Genomic DNA, 18,541 nt, shown 5'->3' with positions numbered 1-18,541 from the left:
CCCTTGCCGTCCACAGGCTCTCAATAGCCATTGAAAAAGCCAGGGAACAGGGTCTCCTGGGGGCTAATATCTTCAATTCCGGTTTTAATTTTGATATCAAGATCTTTCGCGGCGGCGGCGCCTTTGTCTGCGGCGAATCGACAGCGCTTATGTCCTCCATCGAAGGTAAGGCAGGTGAACCCCGGGCAAAGTATATCCATACCGTTGAGAAAGGGCTCTGGGATAAACCCTCCAACCTGAATAATGTAGAGACATGGGCATGCGTCCCTCATATAATGAACAGGGGCTGGGAGTGGTTTGGCTCTATCGGGACCCCCCAAAGTAAGGGGACAAAGGTCTTTTCCCTGGTTGGTAAGGTAAAGAATACAGGACTTGTTGAGGTTCCCATGGGAATTACACTCAACGAGATCATCTTTAAACTCGGAGGCGGTATCCAAAGGAACAAAAAGTTTAAAGCTGTCCAGACCGGGGGTCCTTCAGGTGGATGTATACCCGGTGAATATCTCGACATGCCGGTTGATTTCGATTCACTGACCAGGCTTGGTTCCATGATGGGTTCCGGTGGGATGATCGTCATGGACGAAAGGGACTGCATGGTCGACGTGGCGCGTTATTTTCTGAAGTTCCTTGTCGATGAATCCTGCGGCAAATGTACCCCTTGCAGGGAAGGCGTCAGGCGTATGTTCGAGATCGTCGATAACATATGCAGCGGGAACGGATCGAAAGGAGACGTGGAACGCCTTGAGGAACTTGCAAGGGCAATCCAGCTTGGCTCCCTCTGCGCACTCGGTCAAAGCGCTCCAAACCCTGTTCTTTCAACTATTAAATACTTCAGGGAAGAATATAATATTCATATTGAGCAGAAGAGATGCCCCGCCGGTGTATGCAAGGCCCTTACAACATTCACGATCGATCCTGAGAAGTGTACCGGTTGTATGCGATGCGCCTCTGAATGCCCGGTCACATGTATCAGCGGCGAAAAAAAGAAGGTACATACAATAGATCAATCGAAATGCACAAAATGCGGCACCTGTTATGACGTATGTAAGTTCGATGCAGTGAAGTACAAATAGGGAGAAATAACCATGGTAGAGTTTGTAATAAACGGAAAAACAGTCAAGGCAGAGAAAGGCGAGACCATCCTTGATGTCGCACGGCGTGAAGGATTTGACATCCCTACTTTATGCTACCATGATACGCTTGGTTCTGATGGAAGATGCAGATTGTGCATGGTGGAAGTCCAGAGAGGAAACAGGAAAAGGATCGTCACATCATGCCTGTATCCTGTTGAAGATGGGATAGAGGTCTTTACGGAATCTCCGGATATTCTCCTCGTGAGAAAGGCCGTTTTAGAACTTCTACTGGCCAGATGCCCGGAGTCTGAAGTGGTCCGGTATATTGCAAAAGAGCATGGGGTAAACGATACAGGATATGCGAAAGACAATGATAAAGGCAAATGTATCCTTTGCAATCTCTGCGTGAAGACCTGTGAATTTAATGTGGGAGTTACCGCCCTTGGCATGAGCGGAAAGGGTCCCCAGAAAAAGGTTACAACGCCGTACGGTGAGCCGTCTCATGACTGTATAGGGTGCGGTGCCTGTGTGGCCATATGCCCGACAGGACATATATACATGGAAGACAGGGACGGAGTAAGGATGATCTGGAACAAACGTTTCGAACTTGCCCGGTGTCCTAAATGCAATCGATACCATGCTCCCGTCGAACAATTGGAGTTTATCGCCACTAAGTCAGGTACCCCGATCGAACAGCTTCTTATCTGTCCTGATTGCAAATAATTTCAAAAAGTGTGACGGAGAACATAGAAAAAAACATTTATATCCGGTATTTTAAAAATATATGTTGCAATGGTTTTGTAAAAGTATAAAATATAAGTGGTTAATATGACTCACAAAGTCATAAGCTGATCAATTTTTTATTATAAAAGGTGCAGTATATGCCTTTTGATCTCGAAAAAATAGGAAGATTCTTAAAGGCCAGAAGGGAAGAGAAGGGTTTTACCATTGCCCAGGTGTCCAGCGCTCTCTGCGTACGGAAATCCTTGATAGAAGCACTGGAGCAGGGAAACTGGCAAATGCTCCCGCACCACGTCTATGTCAAGGGTTATATCAAGGAATATGCGAACCTTTTAAACGTATTCACTGAAATTGCCAATGACCTTGTCGAAGAAGAAAAAACGATTACACCGGAGATCCCGGTCCAGCAGATGGTTGAAACGCCTCGAAAAAGGATCCCTCGAAAGGCATTCGTATATTCCGTAATCATCGTTGTTTTACTGGGCTACCTGATTGCAAGCCGTACCCAGAGAGAACAGTCATACACGCCTCCGGTCGAGGCAACAAGCCGCATAACGTCTTCGAGCTACAGTACGGGCTCGGCAGAGAATAAATCCCCGGGCTCCAATATCCCCGATATGAAGATGCTTATGGTCTCCTGTCAGGAACGGACATGGATCAGCGTTATTATCGACAACACAGAGAAGAAGGAGTTTATGCTCAATCCACAGGAAGTCATCATGCTCAGCGCCAAAGAGAGGTTTGACCTCCTCATCGGGAATGCAGCGGGTATAAAGATGTTCCTGAATGGTAAAGATGTACAGTTCTCAGGGAAAAACGGGGAAGTAAAAAGAATTCAACTGCCGTAATATCAGAAAAACTACGGATCAATTGTATTTACTGGGTTAGCCTTTCCATCTCTGAAGCAGAGATATCGAAATTAGCGTATACCCTTTGAACATCATCTGAGTCTTCCAACGCTTCCATCAGCTTAAGCATCGTTTCCGCATTCTTACCATCCAGCTTCACGGATGTTTGCGGGATCATGCTGATCTCCGAAACAATATATTTAAGGCCATGGTCATCAAAAATCTTTTTCACCGATTCAAAGCCCGACACATTGGTCATAACCTCAATCTCGGTATCAGTGTCAACAACATCCTCTGCCCCTGCTTCGAGGGCTAATTCCATGATCTTTTCCTCGTCAACACTCTTCTTATCGAAGGATATGTAGCCTTTCTTCTGAAAGATCCAGGACACACATCCTGCCTCACCAAGGTTGCCGTTCAGCCTTGATAAGATGTGGCGTACATCTGCAGTGGTCCGTTTTTTGTTATCTGTGAGGGTTTCTATAAGTATTGCCACCCCTCCCGGACCATACCCTTCATAGGTATATTCCTCATAGCTTTCACCTTCTATCGCTCCGATTCCCTTTTTGATCGCCCGCTCAATGTTGTCTTTCGGCATATTTTCAGCCTTTGCCAGAAGAACGGCAACCCTTAGCCTTGAATTCGCTTCAGGGTCACCCCCGCCTATCCTCGCCGCGGTTGTTATCTCCTTTATGAGTTTTGTAAAGATCTTCCCTCTTTTAGCATCAGCGGCGCCTTTCTTGTGCTTGATAGAACTCCATTTGCTATGTCCTGACATTGGGCCCCCTGGGAATAAGATGGTGGGCGATATTGGATTCGAACCAACGACCTCTGGTATGTGAGACCAGCGCTCTAACCATCTGAGCTAATCGCCCGTGCGTCTAACTTTTAGTATATTATAATTGAAAAGTCAATATTAAGCCAGTACATGATTTATATTTCATTTCAGGCGGGAATTGTTTAATATCTTGCCGTGAGCAGATATGTTTTCGGACCCGTTCCGTCGAGAAGGCTGGGATTCTCTCTGGGGGTGGATATTATTCCTGGTAAGTATTGCTGTTTCGACTGTATCTATTGCCAGATCGGTAAAACCACGAACCATGAGATTGAAAGAAAAAGTTTTTTTGATCCTTATAAGATCGTCAGCGAGGTCATAGAGAAGGTAAACACATCAGATCATATAGATTACATAACATTTTCGGGTTCCGGTGAACCCACGTTAAACTCAGACCTGGGTCTGATGATCGATGAAATAAAAAGATCGGTTGATATTCCCATCTCGGTTATCACGAGCGGTGCTTTATTGTCTCAGGAAGATGTGCGAAAGGACCTTTCAGGGGTTGATGTAGTTCTGCCGTCACTGGACGCAGTAAGTGAGGATATATTTCGGTACATTAACAGGCCGCACCTGATGATAGAGATCCAGTCAATAATATCGGGCCTCGAGCTTTTAAGAAGAGACTATCGGGGCCAGGTGTGGCTTGAAATTATGCTGGTAAAAGATATTAATGATGATAAAGAGGAACTAAGGAAGATCAAAGAGGTCATTGATTCAATACATGCCGACAAGGTCCAGTTAAACACGGTAACGAGACCTCCCAGCGAAGAGATAACGGGGAGATTGACGAGGGAAGAGCTCGAAGAGGTATGCGAATTCTTCGGCGATACATGTGAGATAATCTCGACCTTTGAAAAGGCACCGGTTCAACATGAAGAAAAAGAATGGTCCAAAACCGTATTGGATATATTAAAGAGAAGATCCCTGAGCCTTGATGATATTGTTAAGATAACCGGAATATCCTTTTACAAGGCAAAGAACAGATTAAAGTTAATGGAAAACGAAGGACGTATAAAAAGTTATCATTTCCATGACACGATATATTACATGATCAACCGGTAAAACACTGCTATAAGGAAAGGATCATATTACATAGGGCATAATTGCCGTCTACCCGCCTGCCATAAAGATCAGGGATAGCTCTATAACGTCACCTTCACGCATTGGTGTACTTAGACCGTTTCTGAGGAGACCGTAGGGTTCACCGTTAAGGCGGACCCCGTAAATATCCTGGTCTGACTTCATGTTACCGGTTTCCGGGTCTATGAGTTGAGGTGCGATTACTGCGAATACATCGCGCAGAGTGGAGCCGGGCTTGACCTCTATAACGGAAGGTATCTCGGGTAATTGAACATTAGCGCGGATTTCAATCTTCAATTCTGCCTCTTAGCAGTTTTTTTGCCACCCAGTCGGACATACAAAGATCAAATCGTTGGAATGCCGAGGCTCTGAAAACCCATTTTGACAGTCAGTTCAATTATTTCATCGACACGTTCCTTGGTCTTGTAGTCAAACCAGAAGGTCATCCATGAGATCATACCCAGTAGAAGGAGGGCCGCCCATGACGGCTCGAGATCTTTATTAACTTTGCCAATCGATTGCAGGTCGCTGATGGTAGTTCGGAAAAGACCGTAGAGATGCCTCCATTCCTTTTTAATCTCCCCGTGATATTTATCTTTCACCGTGAGTGATTCATGGAGTAAAAAACGGAGTTCAGGATGAGAAAGTACCAGTTTTGCGAAATCCCGGATCATTACCTCTAAGCGTTTTTGCGGTTCTTTTATCGATTCGGTTTCTGTCAGATAAGGGTGAAGAATACTCTCAATGACATGCATATGGACAGAAAAGAGGAGATGGTTTTTGCTGCTGAAATAGTGATACAGGCTGGGTTTTGTCATTTTGGCAGCCCAACAGATATCGTTGGTTGAAGTCGCATCGAAGCCCTTTATCATGAACAACTTCATTGCCTTTTGCATGATCTCATTTTTTCTCTTATCATATTGCGGTGTTACACCTTTTCCTCGTGACATTACCCGCCTCCTCTTTGAACTTTGTTATCAATATACCAACCAGTAAGTATATAAATCAATCATTTTTTTGTCAAGCATTCGTCTTCACGGACTCCATTATCAGGCAAACCGGAGGAAACCGTATAATATAATACCTTTGCTCTACAAAGACGACAAGTGGTTTTTTAGCTCAGAGTATGATGAGGCACAATTTAATATCTTTTTCACCACCTCTCCATTGCCTTCCATAAGAGGAAAGGGTTCAGATCCTTGAACCTGAGTATAAGTCTGCTTAAGGCAATTCCCCCGCTCTATTTTATCTTGACAAATAACCTCCGCCTATGTAGTATCAGCATTATATTTACCGGTAGATATACGTATACACGGCATCATGAGCGGGTATTACCGGATGATGCCCATTAAAAAAATCATTCAGGAGCAGAGATTATGAAGATCCAGAGACTGAGTGCATCAACCTTTAAGTTCTATTCCCCTTCGGGAAAGATTATCATGGTCGACCCCTGGTTGACCAACGATCCACTGTGGCCGCTGTCTGAAAGATCGCCGGACAAACTGAAGGAGATCGATGTCGTCATCATCACCCATGCCCACTTCGATCATGCCGCGGGGATCGATGAGATCGCTCAGCACAACAAGAAGGTTGTCTTCATTGCCCAGTTCGAATATGCCCTTTCTCTTCCACAGCGGGGGATCACGAATGTAATCCCCACTGCCTTCGGCGCAACCGTTGATTTTCAGGGAATAAAATTCTCCCTGATCCCCGCCTCTCACACGAATTCAGAGATGTCCCCTGACGGCACGATGGAGATCATCGGGACCGCTGCCGGGTACGTCATCGAGTTCGAGGATGGTCTGAAGGTATATATAAGCGGCGATACGGGATTGACGGCGGATATGAAGTTTGTCGTCGGAGACTACCATAAACCCTATGTCTCGATCCTTCCCGCCATCGGTTTCCTGATGATGGAGCCGGAGCAGGCTGCATATGCCGCCAACGTAACCGGCTGCCGCTATGTGATACCGTGCCACGATTTCCCCGAAAACGTCTCTGATGCTGCCGACCCGGAAGGGTACGGTGAGTTTCTCAAACAGTTTCCTGTCCAGGGTACCGCCAAAAACGTGGAAAGGTTCATGGAGATCATCAGGAAAGAATACCCTCATATCAAGGGTATCTATATTCCCATAGGCGGGTCTACGGAGATCGAGCTGACATAGCGCTTTTGCAGGACCAGACACGCTTAGTCCCGGTTCCGGAGAAAAATAGCATGTCCCGAACTTAGTGTAAAAAATCTCTTGACAAAAAATTCTATTATGGTATTTATTATATCTACCAGTCAGTATATTGGTATAACCGAAGAGGCAAACCGAGACAAAATAAAATTATCCGCTGAAGCATATCAGGTAAACAGGAGGTATCATTATGAAGGATTTTAATTACTACGCCCCAAAGACGGTGAAGGAAGCTGTTTCCACGTTGGCTAAATTAGAGGGCGATGGAAAGATCATGTGTGGTGGACAATCGATGCTTCTGTTGATGAAACAGAACATGTTGACCCCCGAGAACGTCGTTGACATCAAGGGTGTTTCCGAACTTGATTACATCAAGTACGACAAGGGAAAGGGGCTCGCAATCGGCGCCCTTACGACGCATAGTGCCGTCGAAAAGTCCTCTGTCATAAAGAAGAACTACCCTGTACTTGCCGAGATGGAAGACAACCTTGCAGTCGTGCAGACCAGGAACTGGGGCACGATCGGCGGGAACGCCTGTCACGGGGATCCGGCCGCTGACCCCCCTGCCGTCTTTATCGCACTCAATGCGAAATACAGGCTCGTCGGACCGGAAGGCGAACGGATCGTCGACGCTGAGGACTTCTATAAGGATTACCTTGAGGTAGATATCGCCCACGACGAGCTTCTCTGCGAGGTTCAGGTCCCCGTCATCGCAGCCAACACGGGCCTTGCCCACGGGAAACTGATGGCGCAGAAAGGGGATATGGGCGTCGTTGGTGCGGCAGCATTGGTGACTATAGACCCATCCACCGGCGTCTGCCGGGATGCCCGCATCGTCCTTACAAATGTTGCCTCCACGCCTTTCAGGGCCAGGAGCTCCGAGAAGGTCCTTATTGGTAAGGTTATCGACGAGAAGCTCCTTGAAGAGGCGGGTAAGATTGCCTCCGAAGAGGTTAACCCGCCAGCCGACGTGCATGGCTCGGAGGAATACCGGAAAGATATGGCGCGGATATTTCTGAAGCGCGTGACGGCTCAGGCTCTTGAGAGGGCAAAGCAGAAGAAATAAACCATTATGGAGGTAATAGATGAAGGAAAAATTGAGAGATATTAAATTTAAGCTCAATGGAAAAGAGGTTGAAATCGCAGTAAATCCAAAGACGCTGCTGCTGGAGCTTTTACGGGAAGAGTTGAAACTGACCGGTACGAGGACAGGCTGCGAGGTAAGTGCATGCGGTGCATGTACGGTCAATCTGGATGGCAAGGCAGTTCGGTCATGTTCAATACTAGCGGTCCAGGTTAACGGCCATGAAGTGGTAACGATAGAGGGAGTTGCTGACGGAGAAAAACTGCACCCGATCCAGGAGGCGATGGTCAACCACGGCGCCATCGAGTGCGGTTTCTGCACCTCCGGGATGGTCATGTCGGCGAGAGCACTTCTTCTGGATAATCCGCGGGCCACGCGGGAGGACATAAAAAAGGCCCTTCAGGGCAATATGTGTGCGGACAGCGGGTACGTCAAATACGTAGAAGCCATAGAAATAGCAGCCAAGGTCATGCAGGGAAAGTGAGGAGGCGATCATGGAAGACAATAAGAAAAACTATGCAGTGCTCGGAAAATCCGTACCCAGGGTTGAAACACCGCTCAAGGCAACCGGCCGGGCAAAATATGCAGCCGACTATGAAACGGCGGGTATGCTCTGGGGGAAGATAAAGAGGGCGCCCTATGCCCACGCGAGGATACTCGGCATCGATACAAGCAAGGCCGAGCGTCTGCCCGGCGTAAAAGGAGTGGTCGTCGGGAAAGACTTCGGCGGGTTCAAGTGGGGATGGCAGGCACACACCCGTGATGAGTCGCCCCTGGCAACGGACAAGGTCAGATATATGTATGAGGGAGTGGCGGCAGTAGCCGCTGTCAACAAAGACATCGCCGAAGAGGCATGTGATCTTATCGACGTTCAGTACGAGGAACTCCCTGCAGTGTTCGATCCCTTTGAGGCTATGAAAGAAGGGGCTCCCCTCGTGCACGAGGACAAACCGAGAAACATTCTCGTAGAATACCACTGGAACTTCGGCGACGTGGATAAGGCCTTCGACGAATCCTATCTTGTAAGGGAAGACTTATTTCAGACGCCGAGGCAGTCCAAGGGCTACATCGAGCCCCCTGCCGTGCTTGCATGGTGGGAGCATGACACACTCCATTACGTAGGGGCAAAAGGCAGCCCCTATATGCTCTGGAGGATCTTCGGCAGGGCTTTCAACCTTCCGTTGAACAAGGTGCGGGTCATTCAACCTATTATTGGCTGTGACTTCGGAGGAACAAAGAACGATGCCCATGCCCTGGACTTTTCTGCGATCCTTCTCGCCAAAAAGACCGGAAGACCGGTCAAGATCGTTTACTCGCAGTGGGAAGAATTGACGACCTGTCTCAGACGCCACGCCATGTGGGTCAGGGTAAAGATGGGCCTTACAAAGGATGGACTGATCAAGGGTCTTTACACGAACGTCGTCGCTGACGGCGGGGCGTATGCCCGGATGAGCCCTGTCACCATGTACCTGACAAACGGTCAGTGTACGGTACCATATAAAATAGATAACTTCAGAACAGACACCTGGAATATCTACACCAACAACCCCATGGCCGCCGCGATGAGGGGCCACGGTATGTACCATACCAGGTACGCGATCGATTGTCAGCTTGACCTTATGGCAAAGGAGCTTGGCATCGACCCGGTGGAGATCAGGCTCAGAAACTCCATCGACAACCCGAAACCCGGTGAGACGTACTACACTGTGAACAAGCTCCGGGTTGCCACCTGCGGGATCAAGGAGTGCATCGAGCAGACAGCAAAGCTCTTTGAGTGGGACAAATACCACAAGACCAAAAAGAATGACGGGCCTATTGCCCGCGGCGCCGGCATCGGGTCCTCGGCCTTTTTGAGTGGCGCACGGCTTACGGGTCACAACTCCTGTTCTGCAGTCGTCAGGATCAACGAGGACGGGAGCGTCAACGTCCTGACAGGCGCCTCGGACGTCGGCCAGGGTTCCGATACGGCCATGTGTGCAATCGCCGCAGAGGTGCTGGGGGTTGGCATGAAGGACGTGGAGATCAAACGGGTCGACACCTCTTACTCTTACCCCGACCCCGGGTCGTACGGCAGCAGGGTCACCATCTACGCCGGAGAGGCGACAATGAAAGCGGCGGAAGATGCAAAACAGCAGCTCCTGGAGGCGGCCGCGAAGGAGATGAACGTCTTTGCCGAGGAACTGGATATAAGGGACAAAAAGGTCTTCATGAAGACCGATGAGACACGGTACCTCCCGTGGCTGGACGTCGTACGGGCGGCCTGTTACGCCAATATCGGCAACGTCGTCGTAGGGAAAGGTGTTTCACGGAAGGGCACAAAGGGTTTTTCTCCAAAGGCCTTTTCAACTGGTGAAGGGGACGTGGGAACGAACTACGGTTTTGCCGCCCAGATCAATGAGGTCGAGGTAGACACAGAGACGGGCGTGGTCAGATGCACCGAGAAGAGCTCCATGGCGGATGACTGCGGTTTTCCGCTTAACCCTACTATTGTTGAGACACAGTGTATCGGCGGATCGTACCACCAGTCCATCTCGTCAGCCCTCTATGAAGAATTCATCATGGACAAGGGATCGACGGTCAATCCGAATTGGATCGACCTAAAAAGGCCCCGGGTGTACGAGGCGCCGTTCCCAAAATTTGCCCATGTCATCACGAACGATCCCTTCGGTCCCTTCGGCGTGAAAGAAGCAAGTGAAGCAACAACGTGTACGGGCGCACCCGCAGTAATCAACGCGATCTATGACGCAGTGGGCGTGATGATAAAGGATATGCCGGCGACCCCTGAAAAGGTGTGGCGGGCGCTTAAAGAAAAGAGAGAAGCGGAAAAAAAGAAATAGGCTCATAATACCCCCAATAACCCTCCGTCGGGTCTGCGCAACGCAGGCCTGATGGAGGAGTTCTCGGGCGGGAAGGACGATAATGGACGAGCGATGTCCGGACTGTAGTTGCGGCGTCAGCGAGAAGCTGGAGAACCTGCAGGTCCTGCGCCACATCATGATGATGAAGAAGAAAGAGTTTGAAGAGATTAAGAAACAAAGATGTACAGCTCATGATGATAAGACCCGACATAATGATAACACCCGATCAAAGAGCACTGCGGATCACAACAAGACAAGGAGAAAATAATGCAAATCCTGGGAAAATTTACTGTAAAAGCTCCCATACAGACACTGTGGAACACGCTTCTCGAACCAGAGACAATAGGTACATGTCTGCCTGGTGCAGAGAAGGTGGAGAAGATCGATGAAAAGACTTATGACACTGTCGTGAAACAGAAAGTAGGCCCCATCAAGGTGAAACTCGCCTTCAGGAACGTGCTGACGGTCGTACAACCACCCACCCATATGGAACTTGTGGGTGAGGGCGAAGACATGACAAAGCTTGGACACATTAAACAGAAGACGACTATCGATTTAAAGGATCTTGGCAACGGCGAGGTCGAGGTTAGCTATGAGTCGGAGGTTGATGTTGTAGGAAAACTTGCCATGTTCGGCGACAGGATCATGAAAAGTAAGGCAAAAGATGTTGAGAAGGAGTTTACCAAAAATCTGGCCGAGAAGCTTAGAAATTTGACATAGCGTTTCTTGTCATGCTCATGTGATTTAATTCGCATGCGACAGGTTATAGCGAGAAACAGGATCCCAATGGTCGTAAAATTTATTTTTATAAGGAGGTAGGAATATGAGCGGAGCGGTTAAAGGTAAAAGAAAAGAAAAATCTGAGGGTCGGGTGTTGCTTTCGGGTAATGAAGCCTTTGCAAGGGGAGCGTATGAAGCCGGCGTTGTTCTCGCTGCTGCCTATCCGGGCACGCCTTCTTCTGAGATTCTTCTGAATGTAGCAGGGTATAAGGAAATAATTGCAGATTGGGCAGCCAACGAAAAGACAGCCTTTGAAATCGGTATTGGGTCAGCCATGGCTGGCGCAAGGACCATGGTATCCATGAAACAGCCTGGCGTCAGCGTGGCTTTGGATCCTTTACTCAACTGGTCCCACACGGGGACACCGGGAGGGTTTGTGCTGGTAGCTTGCGACGATCCGGGACAGCACAGTTCTCAAACCGAGGACGATACGCGCATGTACGCAAAATTGGCCAGGATTCCCTGCCTGGATCCCAGCGACAGCATGGAAGCAAAAGAGTATGTAGGTGAGGCCCTCGCTCTTAGCGAAAAATTTGATACCCCCGTCATTGTAAAGTCAACAACAAGGATCTCACATTCCAAAACGATAGTCGATCTCTATCCCCGCACAGAATATCCCATTAAGGGATTTGAGAGGAATCCCAATAAATATGTGGTGGTACCGGGCAGGGCTATCCTGAGGGAAACAGAGGTCATTAACAGGCTCGCAGCATTGAAAGAGTATGCGGAAACATCACCTCTTAACCAGGTGGAGTGGAACAGTAAAGAAGTAGGGATCATCACTTCAGGGATTGCCTATTATCATGCGAAACATGTTATTCCTGAAGCAAGCTATCTGAAACTGGGAATCTCTTTTCCTGTTCCCGAGAAGATGATCAAGGACTTCGCCTCCAAGGTGAAAAAATTGGTGGTCATCGAAGAAACCCGTCCTTTCTTTGAAGAAGAACTTAAGATTATGGGCATATATGGTTTCATCGGTATGGACTATTTCAGAGTTCAGGGAGAATTGGATCCTGATGTTGTCCGGGCAGGCTTGAAAAAGGCTGGAATTCCCATGGAACAGCCCGCGCCGGTGGTTCCTGAGAGAAAAGATGCTCCGCCCCGTCCTCCTACCATGTGCGCAGGATGTCCTCACAGGGGAATATTCCTGGCATTCAAGAAAATGGACGTCAACGTCTTTTCTGATATCGGTTGCTACACACTCGCTTTTGCTCCGCCAATCAGCGCTCTCCATACAGCAATCTGCATGGGGGCAAGTATCGGAAACGCTGTGGGGATGGCCAAGGTCCATGGAAGCGACAAACCGATTATAGCAGCCATTGGGGATGGAACCTTTATCCATTCGGGCATGACACCTCTGTACGACGCGGTCTATACGCAGACAAATATTACAGTTGTCATACTGGATAACAGAATCACTGCCATGACAGGCGGCCAGCCTGCTGCGGAGAGCGGCTTCAGGGCAAATGGGGCGCCGACAGTGACAGTGGACCTGGATGCCCTCGTGAGAGGGATTGGCATAAAATTTGTAAAACACGTTGATCCTTATGATATCAAGGCATGCATTGAGGTTTTGAAAGAGGCGATTGCCTTTGAGGGACCGGCTGTAGTCCTTACAAACCGTCCATGTGCTCTCATGCCGAGAAAGATAAAAGACAAACCCTATATGGTTGTTGAAGAAAAATGCACAGGATGCGGCATCTGTATGTCATCAGGTTGCCCGGCAATAGGATTGTCCGACCAGGTAGCCAAGAAATCGAAGAAGGGCGAAAAGGCCAGGACTATCGACCTCAGCCTATGTACGGGATGCTCTGTGTGCGCGCAGCTTTGCGCGGTGCATGCAATCCAGTTGATAGAAAATTAATGGAAAAGGGGTGCTAAAATGAAAGAAACGGCGACAAATGTCTATGTAGTCGGTGTAGGAGGCCAGGGGGCTGTAATGGCAACGGAGCTTACGAGCGAAGTGGCCCTGGCTGCAGGATATGACGTAAAAAAAGGCGAGGTTCATGGTATGTCGCAAAGGGGCGGGATAATCGCAAGCCACGCCCGCTTTGGCAAGAATATCACTTCTCCCGTTATAGGAAAAGGCGAAGCGGATTATATTCTGGCTTTTGAGGCGGTCGAGGCCCTGCGCAGCATCGAGTATCTGAAGCCCAACGGTACTATCATTGTCAATGAGCAACAGATAGTTCCTCCCATTGCCCACTTCCTGAAGATACAGTATCCGGACAAAGTGAAGGAGAAGCTGGAGGATGGGAAACGCAAGGTAATAACACTGAACGCCTTTGAAAAGGCAGTAGAGGTAGGGAGCGAATTGCTGGTCAATACCCTGTTGCTGGGTGTACTTTCAAAGCTGCTTGAGCTTCCGGAAAAGGCATGGAAAGAGGTTCTGGTCAATCGTTTTGGAACAAAGATGCTCGACCTGAACATGAAAGCCTTTGAGGCGGGAAGGGCAATGAAATTTTAATTGGAGGCTATTCAGTTGAGGGAAAGATAATCCCTCAATCACAGGGGAGGATTTAGCAATGAACGTATCCGAAATGATTGCTCGAAACAGCAGGATGTATCCCGATAAAACAGCATTAGTCGAAGTCGATCCGGTTCTCAAGACAAGAAGAGTGGTGACATGGAAGGAGTTTAACGACAGGATCAATAAAGTCGCGAATGCGCTGATCGATCGCGGCATCAAGCAAGGGGACAAGGTCCACACGCTCATGTATAACTGCCTGGAGGTTCTCGAACTTCAGTGGGGAGCGATGAGGGCTGGGGCATGGATCGCCCCTCTCAATTTTAGATTTACAGCCCAGGAGATCATCTATTGCAGTGAGGTTGCAGAGGCAAAGATGATGATCTTTGAAGAAGGTTTCCTTGACAGGATCCGTGAGGTACAACCTCATTTACCGAAGATAAAGCATTACATCAGTATCGGTAAGAACACACCTAAGGACATGGAATCCCTGGAAGAGATAATGAAACAGTCGTCGTCAAAACCGGTGGAGATACCGCTGGACGATAATGATGGGTGTTCGCTTTATTTTACCTCCGGTACGACAGGAAAACCTAAACCAATCCTTCTTACCAACAAGAATATTGAATGTGCGGCAGTCACTAATAACTACAGCTGGAATATAAAGCACAATGATAACTTTTTACTGCTTCAGCCTTTATACCATGCCGGCGGCGGAATGATGTGGGTTGGCTGTGTTATTGTAGGCGCCCCTGCAGTGCTCATCAAGGGGATGATAAAACCAATTGACGTAGTAGATGTGGTTCAGAAAGAAAATGTATCCATCCTGTTCATGGTTGTCCCGTGGGCCCTTGATATCCTCGGGCATTATGACCGCGGGGAGCTGACCACCGGGCAGTATGATCTGAAATCCTGTCGTCTTTTGTCCCTGGGAGGTCAGCCTGTGCCGCCCGCCGTGATCACACGCTGGCTTGAAAAGTTTCCGCACATGGAATACGACACGATGTACGGGTTGGGAGAGGCAATGGGACCGGGTTGTTGCCACATGACTTTTAAGGACATGAACAGATTGGGAAGTATTGGGAAGGCAAGCTTCAACTGGGAGGCGCGTGTCGTAAATGAAAAGGGTGAAGATGTTGTCCCGGGTGAAGTGGGCGAGTTGATCGTTAAAGGTAACGGCGTCATGAAGGAATATTACAAAAACCCGGAAAAGACCGCCGAGACCATCAGAAACGGATGGTGTTACACGGGTGACATGGCGAAAGCCGATGAGGAAGGATACCTTTATCTGGTGGATAGGAAGAAGGATGTGATCATCTACGGTGGAGAAAATATTTATCCTGTTGAGATCGAGGACCTGCTCCAGCATCATCCCAAGATCCATGATGTAGGTGTTATCGGCATCCCTGACGAAAGATTAGGGGAGGTCGTGGCAGCGGTTATTCAGGTCAAACCGGGTGAAGCACTGACGGAGAAAGATGTGGAAAAATATTGCAGTGACAATCTTCCTAAATATAAGCGGCCCAAACACATATTTTTCGATAAGGTACCCCGGAATCCAACTGGCAAAATAGAAAAACCCGTTCTGAGAGAGAAATACGCGGGTTTCGGAGAGATGTTCAAGGTCAAGTGATTTCACATAGAAAGGGGCGCTAAAAATGGAAACAACGAATGATAAGGGATTAGCATTGGTTGAGACATATTACAAGGACTATGGATGCCAGGCAAGGGCCATGAAAAAGGCAGGAAAGAGGGCAATGGGTTATATATCCGCCGTAGCCCCCGTCGAGATTATCAACGCGGCCGGTTTTACTCCGGTCAGGATTAAGGGTGACCCCAATGAAGCTGTCACGAAGGCTTATAGCAGCATGGAAACACTCGTCTGCCCCTTTTTGTTGAACGCTTTTGATCTGGCCCTGAAAGGCAAGTATGATTACCTGGACGGTATTGTTATCCCTCACACATGCGACAGCGTGAGCCGTACTTACGAAGTATGGAAGCGTAATTTCCCGCTGCCGTATTATCACTTCCTGAATGTGCCGCACCTCGACGGTGCCCCTTCATTGGCGTTCTTCACGCAGATCCTTAAAACGTTTATCAAAAGCCTGGAACAGTTTACAGGTAATGGGATATCTGAAAAGAACCTGGCCCATGCGGTGCTGGCCTATAACGAACTAAGACAGGCCATGAGAGATCTCTATGATCTGCGAAAGCCTGATCAACCGTTGATCTCCGGTATCGAAATGATAAAGCTTCTCGTGGCCGTTAAGGCGTTGCCCGTGGATGAGTCGGCGGCGTTAGTCCGGCAGGTTACTGAAGAGGTGAAGGGACGGACAATATCTTCACCGCAGAAACCTTTGCGAATCATGCTTGTGGGTGACCAGATTGACGATACAGGCCTGATCGAGATCATTGAGAAGACAGGCGCACAGGTGGTGATGGATGATGTCTCTGTCGGCAGCAAACTCTATTACGCCGACATAGAAACGACGTCCGACCCCGTTTACGGCATCGCGGAGTATTATCTGGAAAAGGTCAGCCTGCCGACATTTTACAGGGATAGAGGCGGCAGTTATGACGAGAATCTTGAGTTGCGGTTCGGACACCTGAAAAGGTTTATTTCCGAGTTTAATGTGGATGCCGTGATTCTCCTGGTCTATAAGAATTGTGACCCCTATGGGTTCGAGGTTCCGGCAACAATAAGTTACATCGAGTCATTGGGCAAGCCTGTCTTTTATGTCGAGGATGAGTATTCCTCTTCATCGTCGAGCAGATTAAAGACCAGAATTGAGGCATTCCTCGAGATGTTTACTCAGGAAAGGAGATGACCGATGGCAGAAGAAAGAAAACAGAGAATGACTGCAACAGCAGCTGCAGCGAAGATCCCCAAGATGGTGCGGGCAAACTTTACGGCTAATCTGAAGGCCAAGGAGGAAGGAAGGCCGGTGGCTTTCAGCTTTATTGTCAACTGTTATGATGAGATCCTGAGGGCCATGGATATCGTTCCTGCCTGGGCAGAAAGCTATTCAGGTATATGCGCCGCGAAACGCGACGCAGGAAAATACCTGGAAAAGGCCGAATCGCAGAATTTCTCCCGCTCCCTTTGTACATATGCAACATGCGGCCTGGGCTTTGAGTACTGGAGGAACGAACTTGGCGGCGAGATGCCGCCTGACGCACCATGGGGCGGTATAGCCAGGCCTGATTTTATCCTTGGAACAGGTCAGATGCTCTGTGATCCAAGATATAAATGGCCTCAGGCGGCACAGCACTATATGCAGGATGTGCCTGCCTATATAGGTGGGTTTTATTGGCCTCCTTATGATGAAAACATGGACCAGAGAGAGGTTGAGAATTACTACCTGAAATATGCCGTCGACGAACTGAAAGGGGCCATCGCCTTTATAGAAAAACAGACCCAGAAGAAAATGGATTGGAACAAATTGGAGGAAATAACGGACCTTGTCGACCGGACCTGGGATATGTTTATTGACGCCTACGAACTGCGAAAGGCGAGACCTACTCCAATGGACACCGGCGACGCTATGAACACGATGGTCCCTCTCGCGTTTATGCTCGGGACCCAGGAGGCATACGATTTCTATAAGGACCTATACGACGAGCTCAAAGGTAGAATCGACAAAAAAGAAGGTGTCGCTGAAGATGAAAAGTACAGGCTGTTATGGGGCGCAGGATTGCCGCCATGGTTCGCGTTGAGCGATTTTCAATACTTCAATAACAAGGGAGCGGTCTTCCCTGCCGAAAGGACCTACCGTGAAGCGGAAAGGATTGACAGGCTTGACCTGCCGAAACTGAGCGATCCGCTTGAACGGATCGCATTAAGATGGATGAGATACTGGACACATTGGTATGACGCTGCCAGAAAGCGGAAAGGTTCTATACCTGAGGTGGAGCGACTCATAGAATACATTGAGGACTATCAGATCGATGGGGTTGTGTTTCACAAGGCCTTTTCCTGTCGCACATGGCATTCGGGCATCCTGCTGCAAGCACAGATATTGAAAGAGGTCTATCGGGAGATCCCGATACTTGTGCTGGAAGGTGATATTGTTGATATCAGTTCCTATAATGAGGGAGCTACACATTTACGTATAGATGCTTTCATCGAGGTGTTGGAGAATTTAAAGAACAAGTGCTAAAATAGAATGGGGGTGAAAATCACAACTATTACCAACGTTGTGGCAATCGTTGAGGGGAGAATTTTTGTAACAAGTATCAATAAAACAATTTAAGGAGGACAGAAATGAATAACGGTCATTGGATGACGGCAAAGGATGTACTGAGGGTCAATGCTCACAAATGGCCCAACAAGATAGGGGCAAAGGATCTTTACAAGGAATTTACCTTCAAACAGTGGGACGAGAGAGCGTGCAGACTTGCCAATGCCCTTACTGACGTTGGTCTGAAAAAAGGCGACAGATTTGCAGCCCTGGCGTACAATTGTGTTGAATGGATGGATATCTACGCTGCGGCAGCAAAGGGAGGATTCATCTGCGTGCCGATCATGTTCAGGTTGTCAGCCTCGGAGATGGAATATAACATCAACCACTGTGAGGCAAAGGCCTTTATCG

General features: G+C 48.4%; 19 protein-coding genes and 1 tRNA gene. 16 read left to right on the top strand and 4 right to left on the bottom strand.

Translation table 11 applies throughout. The annotated features are described in order from the left end of the window. The 3 genes from PHU49_05390 to PHU49_05380 form a co-directional block, all read left to right on the top strand. On the top strand, positions 1-1,073 hold a 1,073-nt coding region (locus PHU49_05390), incomplete at its 5' end, for an NADH-ubiquinone oxidoreductase-F iron-sulfur binding region domain-containing protein (GenBank protein ID MDD5243430.1). Positions 1,074-1,085: 12 nt separating this feature from the next. Continuing rightward, positions 1,086-1,796 carry a 2Fe-2S iron-sulfur cluster-binding protein gene (locus PHU49_05385; GenBank protein ID MDD5243429.1) on the top strand — a complete coding sequence of 237 codons (711 nt, stop codon included), beginning with the start codon at positions 1,086-1,088 and terminating at the stop codon, positions 1,794-1,796. Positions 1,797-1,954: 158 nt separating this feature from the next. Further along, positions 1,955-2,662 carry a DUF4115 domain-containing protein gene (locus tag PHU49_05380; GenBank protein MDD5243428.1) on the top strand — a complete coding sequence of 236 codons (708 nt, stop codon included), beginning with the start codon at positions 1,955-1,957 and terminating at the stop codon, positions 2,660-2,662. A gap of 28 nt (positions 2,663-2,690) precedes the next feature. Here the strand turns inward: PHU49_05380 and PHU49_05375 are convergent, their stop codons facing one another. Both PHU49_05375 and PHU49_05370 read right to left on the bottom strand, forming a co-directional pair. Continuing rightward, positions 2,691-3,440, bottom strand: coding sequence for a YebC/PmpR family DNA-binding transcriptional regulator (locus tag PHU49_05375; GenBank protein ID MDD5243427.1), 750 nt, complete (start codon positions 3,438-3,440; stop codon positions 2,691-2,693). 20 nt (positions 3,441-3,460) lie between these two features. Beyond that, positions 3,461-3,537 (bottom strand) — tRNA-Val (locus tag PHU49_05370). Between the two features lie 98 nt (positions 3,538-3,635). Here PHU49_05370 and PHU49_05365 point away from each other — a divergent pair. Further along, on the top strand, positions 3,636-4,562 hold the full coding sequence (locus tag PHU49_05365; protein ID MDD5243426.1) for a radical SAM protein: 927 nt from the start codon (positions 3,636-3,638) through the stop codon (positions 4,560-4,562). Between the two features lie 48 nt (positions 4,563-4,610). On the opposite strand, the gene PHU49_05360 is transcribed toward PHU49_05365, so the two are convergent. After that, positions 4,611-4,877 (bottom strand): hypothetical protein, encoded by a 267-nt coding sequence (locus PHU49_05360; protein MDD5243425.1) that lies wholly within the window; start codon positions 4,875-4,877, stop codon positions 4,611-4,613. A 47-nt stretch (positions 4,878-4,924) separates the two neighbouring features. After that, on the bottom strand, positions 4,925-5,530 hold the full coding sequence (locus PHU49_05355) for a TetR/AcrR family transcriptional regulator (protein ID MDD5243424.1): 606 nt from the start codon (positions 5,528-5,530) through the stop codon (positions 4,925-4,927). A gap of 426 nt (positions 5,531-5,956) precedes the next feature. Between PHU49_05355 and PHU49_05350 the strand changes: the two genes are divergently transcribed. The 12 genes from PHU49_05350 to PHU49_05295 form a co-directional block, all read left to right on the top strand. After that, positions 5,957-6,745 (top strand): MBL fold metallo-hydrolase, encoded by a 789-nt coding sequence (locus tag PHU49_05350; GenBank protein MDD5243423.1) that lies wholly within the window; start codon positions 5,957-5,959, stop codon positions 6,743-6,745. A gap of 205 nt (positions 6,746-6,950) precedes the next feature. Then, positions 6,951-7,826: a xanthine dehydrogenase family protein subunit M gene (locus PHU49_05345; protein MDD5243422.1), complete on the top strand. Its 876-nt coding sequence runs from the start codon at positions 6,951-6,953 to the stop codon at positions 7,824-7,826. 19 nt (positions 7,827-7,845) lie between these two features. Continuing rightward, positions 7,846-8,328 carry a (2Fe-2S)-binding protein gene (locus tag PHU49_05340; protein ID MDD5243421.1) on the top strand — a complete coding sequence of 161 codons (483 nt, stop codon included), beginning with the start codon at positions 7,846-7,848 and terminating at the stop codon, positions 8,326-8,328. Positions 8,329-8,338: 10 nt separating this feature from the next. Continuing rightward, positions 8,339-10,681 (top strand): xanthine dehydrogenase family protein molybdopterin-binding subunit, encoded by a 2,343-nt coding sequence (locus PHU49_05335; GenBank protein ID MDD5243420.1) that lies wholly within the window; start codon positions 8,339-8,341, stop codon positions 10,679-10,681. Between the two features lie 82 nt (positions 10,682-10,763). Further along, positions 10,764-10,970: a hypothetical protein gene (locus tag PHU49_05330; GenBank protein MDD5243419.1), complete on the top strand. Its 207-nt coding sequence runs from the start codon at positions 10,764-10,766 to the stop codon at positions 10,968-10,970. After that, the gene (locus PHU49_05325; GenBank protein ID MDD5243418.1) at positions 10,970-11,422 is read left to right on the top strand and encodes an SRPBCC domain-containing protein; all 453 of its coding nucleotides are present in this window, start codon (positions 10,970-10,972) and stop codon (positions 11,420-11,422) included. Before PHU49_05330 ends, PHU49_05325 begins: the two co-directional genes overlap by 1 nt. Positions 11,423-11,525: 103 nt before the next feature. Beyond that, the gene (locus PHU49_05320; protein MDD5243417.1) at positions 11,526-13,346 is read left to right on the top strand and encodes a thiamine pyrophosphate-dependent enzyme; all 1,821 of its coding nucleotides are present in this window, start codon (positions 11,526-11,528) and stop codon (positions 13,344-13,346) included. Positions 13,347-13,364: 18 nt separating this feature from the next. Continuing rightward, positions 13,365-13,949, top strand: coding sequence for an indolepyruvate oxidoreductase subunit beta (locus PHU49_05315; GenBank protein ID MDD5243416.1), 585 nt, complete (start codon positions 13,365-13,367; stop codon positions 13,947-13,949). A 58-nt stretch (positions 13,950-14,007) separates the two neighbouring features. Beyond that, positions 14,008-15,582 (top strand): class I adenylate-forming enzyme family protein, encoded by a 1,575-nt coding sequence (locus PHU49_05310; GenBank protein ID MDD5243415.1) that lies wholly within the window; start codon positions 14,008-14,010, stop codon positions 15,580-15,582. Between the two features lie 25 nt (positions 15,583-15,607). After that, a complete protein-coding gene (locus PHU49_05305; GenBank protein ID MDD5243414.1) occupies positions 15,608-16,777 on the top strand; it encodes a 2-hydroxyacyl-CoA dehydratase family protein in 1,170 nt (389 codons plus the stop codon). A 3-nt stretch (positions 16,778-16,780) separates the two neighbouring features. Next, complete coding sequence (locus PHU49_05300; protein ID MDD5243413.1) at positions 16,781-18,109, top strand: 2-hydroxyacyl-CoA dehydratase family protein; 1,329 nt, start codon at positions 16,781-16,783, stop codon at positions 18,107-18,109. A 104-nt stretch (positions 18,110-18,213) separates the two neighbouring features. Beyond that, the coding region (locus PHU49_05295; GenBank protein ID MDD5243412.1) for an AMP-binding protein at positions 18,214-18,541 on the top strand (328 nt) is incomplete at its 3' end.

Source organism: Syntrophorhabdaceae bacterium, assembly GCA_028713955.1.
Taxonomy (GTDB): domain Bacteria; phylum Desulfobacterota; class Syntrophorhabdia; order Syntrophorhabdales; family Syntrophorhabdaceae; genus UBA5609.
The sequence above is the reverse complement of the archived record's forward strand: the minus strand, read 5'-3'. Positions and strand labels throughout refer to the sequence as shown.

Excerpts from the sequence above, each read along its gene's own strand:
- PHU49_05385 (MDD5243429.1), top strand. The coding sequence starts at position 1,086 with ATGGTAGAGTTTGTAATAAACGGAAAAACAGTCAAGGCAGAGAAAGGC.
- PHU49_05380 (MDD5243428.1), top strand. The coding sequence starts at position 1,955 with ATGCCTTTTGATCTCGAAAAAATAGGAAGATTCTTAAAGGCCAGAAGG.
- PHU49_05375 (MDD5243427.1), bottom strand. The coding sequence starts at position 3,440 with ATGTCAGGACATAGCAAATGGAGTTCTATCAAGCACAAGAAAGGCGCC.
- PHU49_05355 (MDD5243424.1), bottom strand. The coding sequence starts at position 5,530 with ATGTCACGAGGAAAAGGTGTAACACCGCAATATGATAAGAGAAAAAAT.
- PHU49_05350 (MDD5243423.1), top strand. The coding sequence starts at position 5,957 with ATGAAGATCCAGAGACTGAGTGCATCAACCTTTAAGTTCTATTCCCCT.
- PHU49_05345 (MDD5243422.1), top strand. The coding sequence starts at position 6,951 with ATGAAGGATTTTAATTACTACGCCCCAAAGACGGTGAAGGAAGCTGTT.
- PHU49_05340 (MDD5243421.1), top strand. The coding sequence starts at position 7,846 with ATGAAGGAAAAATTGAGAGATATTAAATTTAAGCTCAATGGAAAAGAG.
- PHU49_05335 (MDD5243420.1), top strand. The coding sequence starts at position 8,339 with ATGGAAGACAATAAGAAAAACTATGCAGTGCTCGGAAAATCCGTACCC.
- PHU49_05330 (MDD5243419.1), top strand. The coding sequence starts at position 10,764 with ATGGACGAGCGATGTCCGGACTGTAGTTGCGGCGTCAGCGAGAAGCTG.
- PHU49_05325 (MDD5243418.1), top strand. The coding sequence starts at position 10,970 with ATGCAAATCCTGGGAAAATTTACTGTAAAAGCTCCCATACAGACACTG.
- PHU49_05320 (MDD5243417.1), top strand. The coding sequence starts at position 11,526 with ATGAGCGGAGCGGTTAAAGGTAAAAGAAAAGAAAAATCTGAGGGTCGG.
- PHU49_05315 (MDD5243416.1), top strand. The coding sequence starts at position 13,365 with ATGAAAGAAACGGCGACAAATGTCTATGTAGTCGGTGTAGGAGGCCAG.
- PHU49_05310 (MDD5243415.1), top strand. The coding sequence starts at position 14,008 with ATGAACGTATCCGAAATGATTGCTCGAAACAGCAGGATGTATCCCGAT.
- PHU49_05305 (MDD5243414.1), top strand. The coding sequence starts at position 15,608 with ATGGAAACAACGAATGATAAGGGATTAGCATTGGTTGAGACATATTAC.
- PHU49_05300 (MDD5243413.1), top strand. The coding sequence starts at position 16,781 with ATGGCAGAAGAAAGAAAACAGAGAATGACTGCAACAGCAGCTGCAGCG.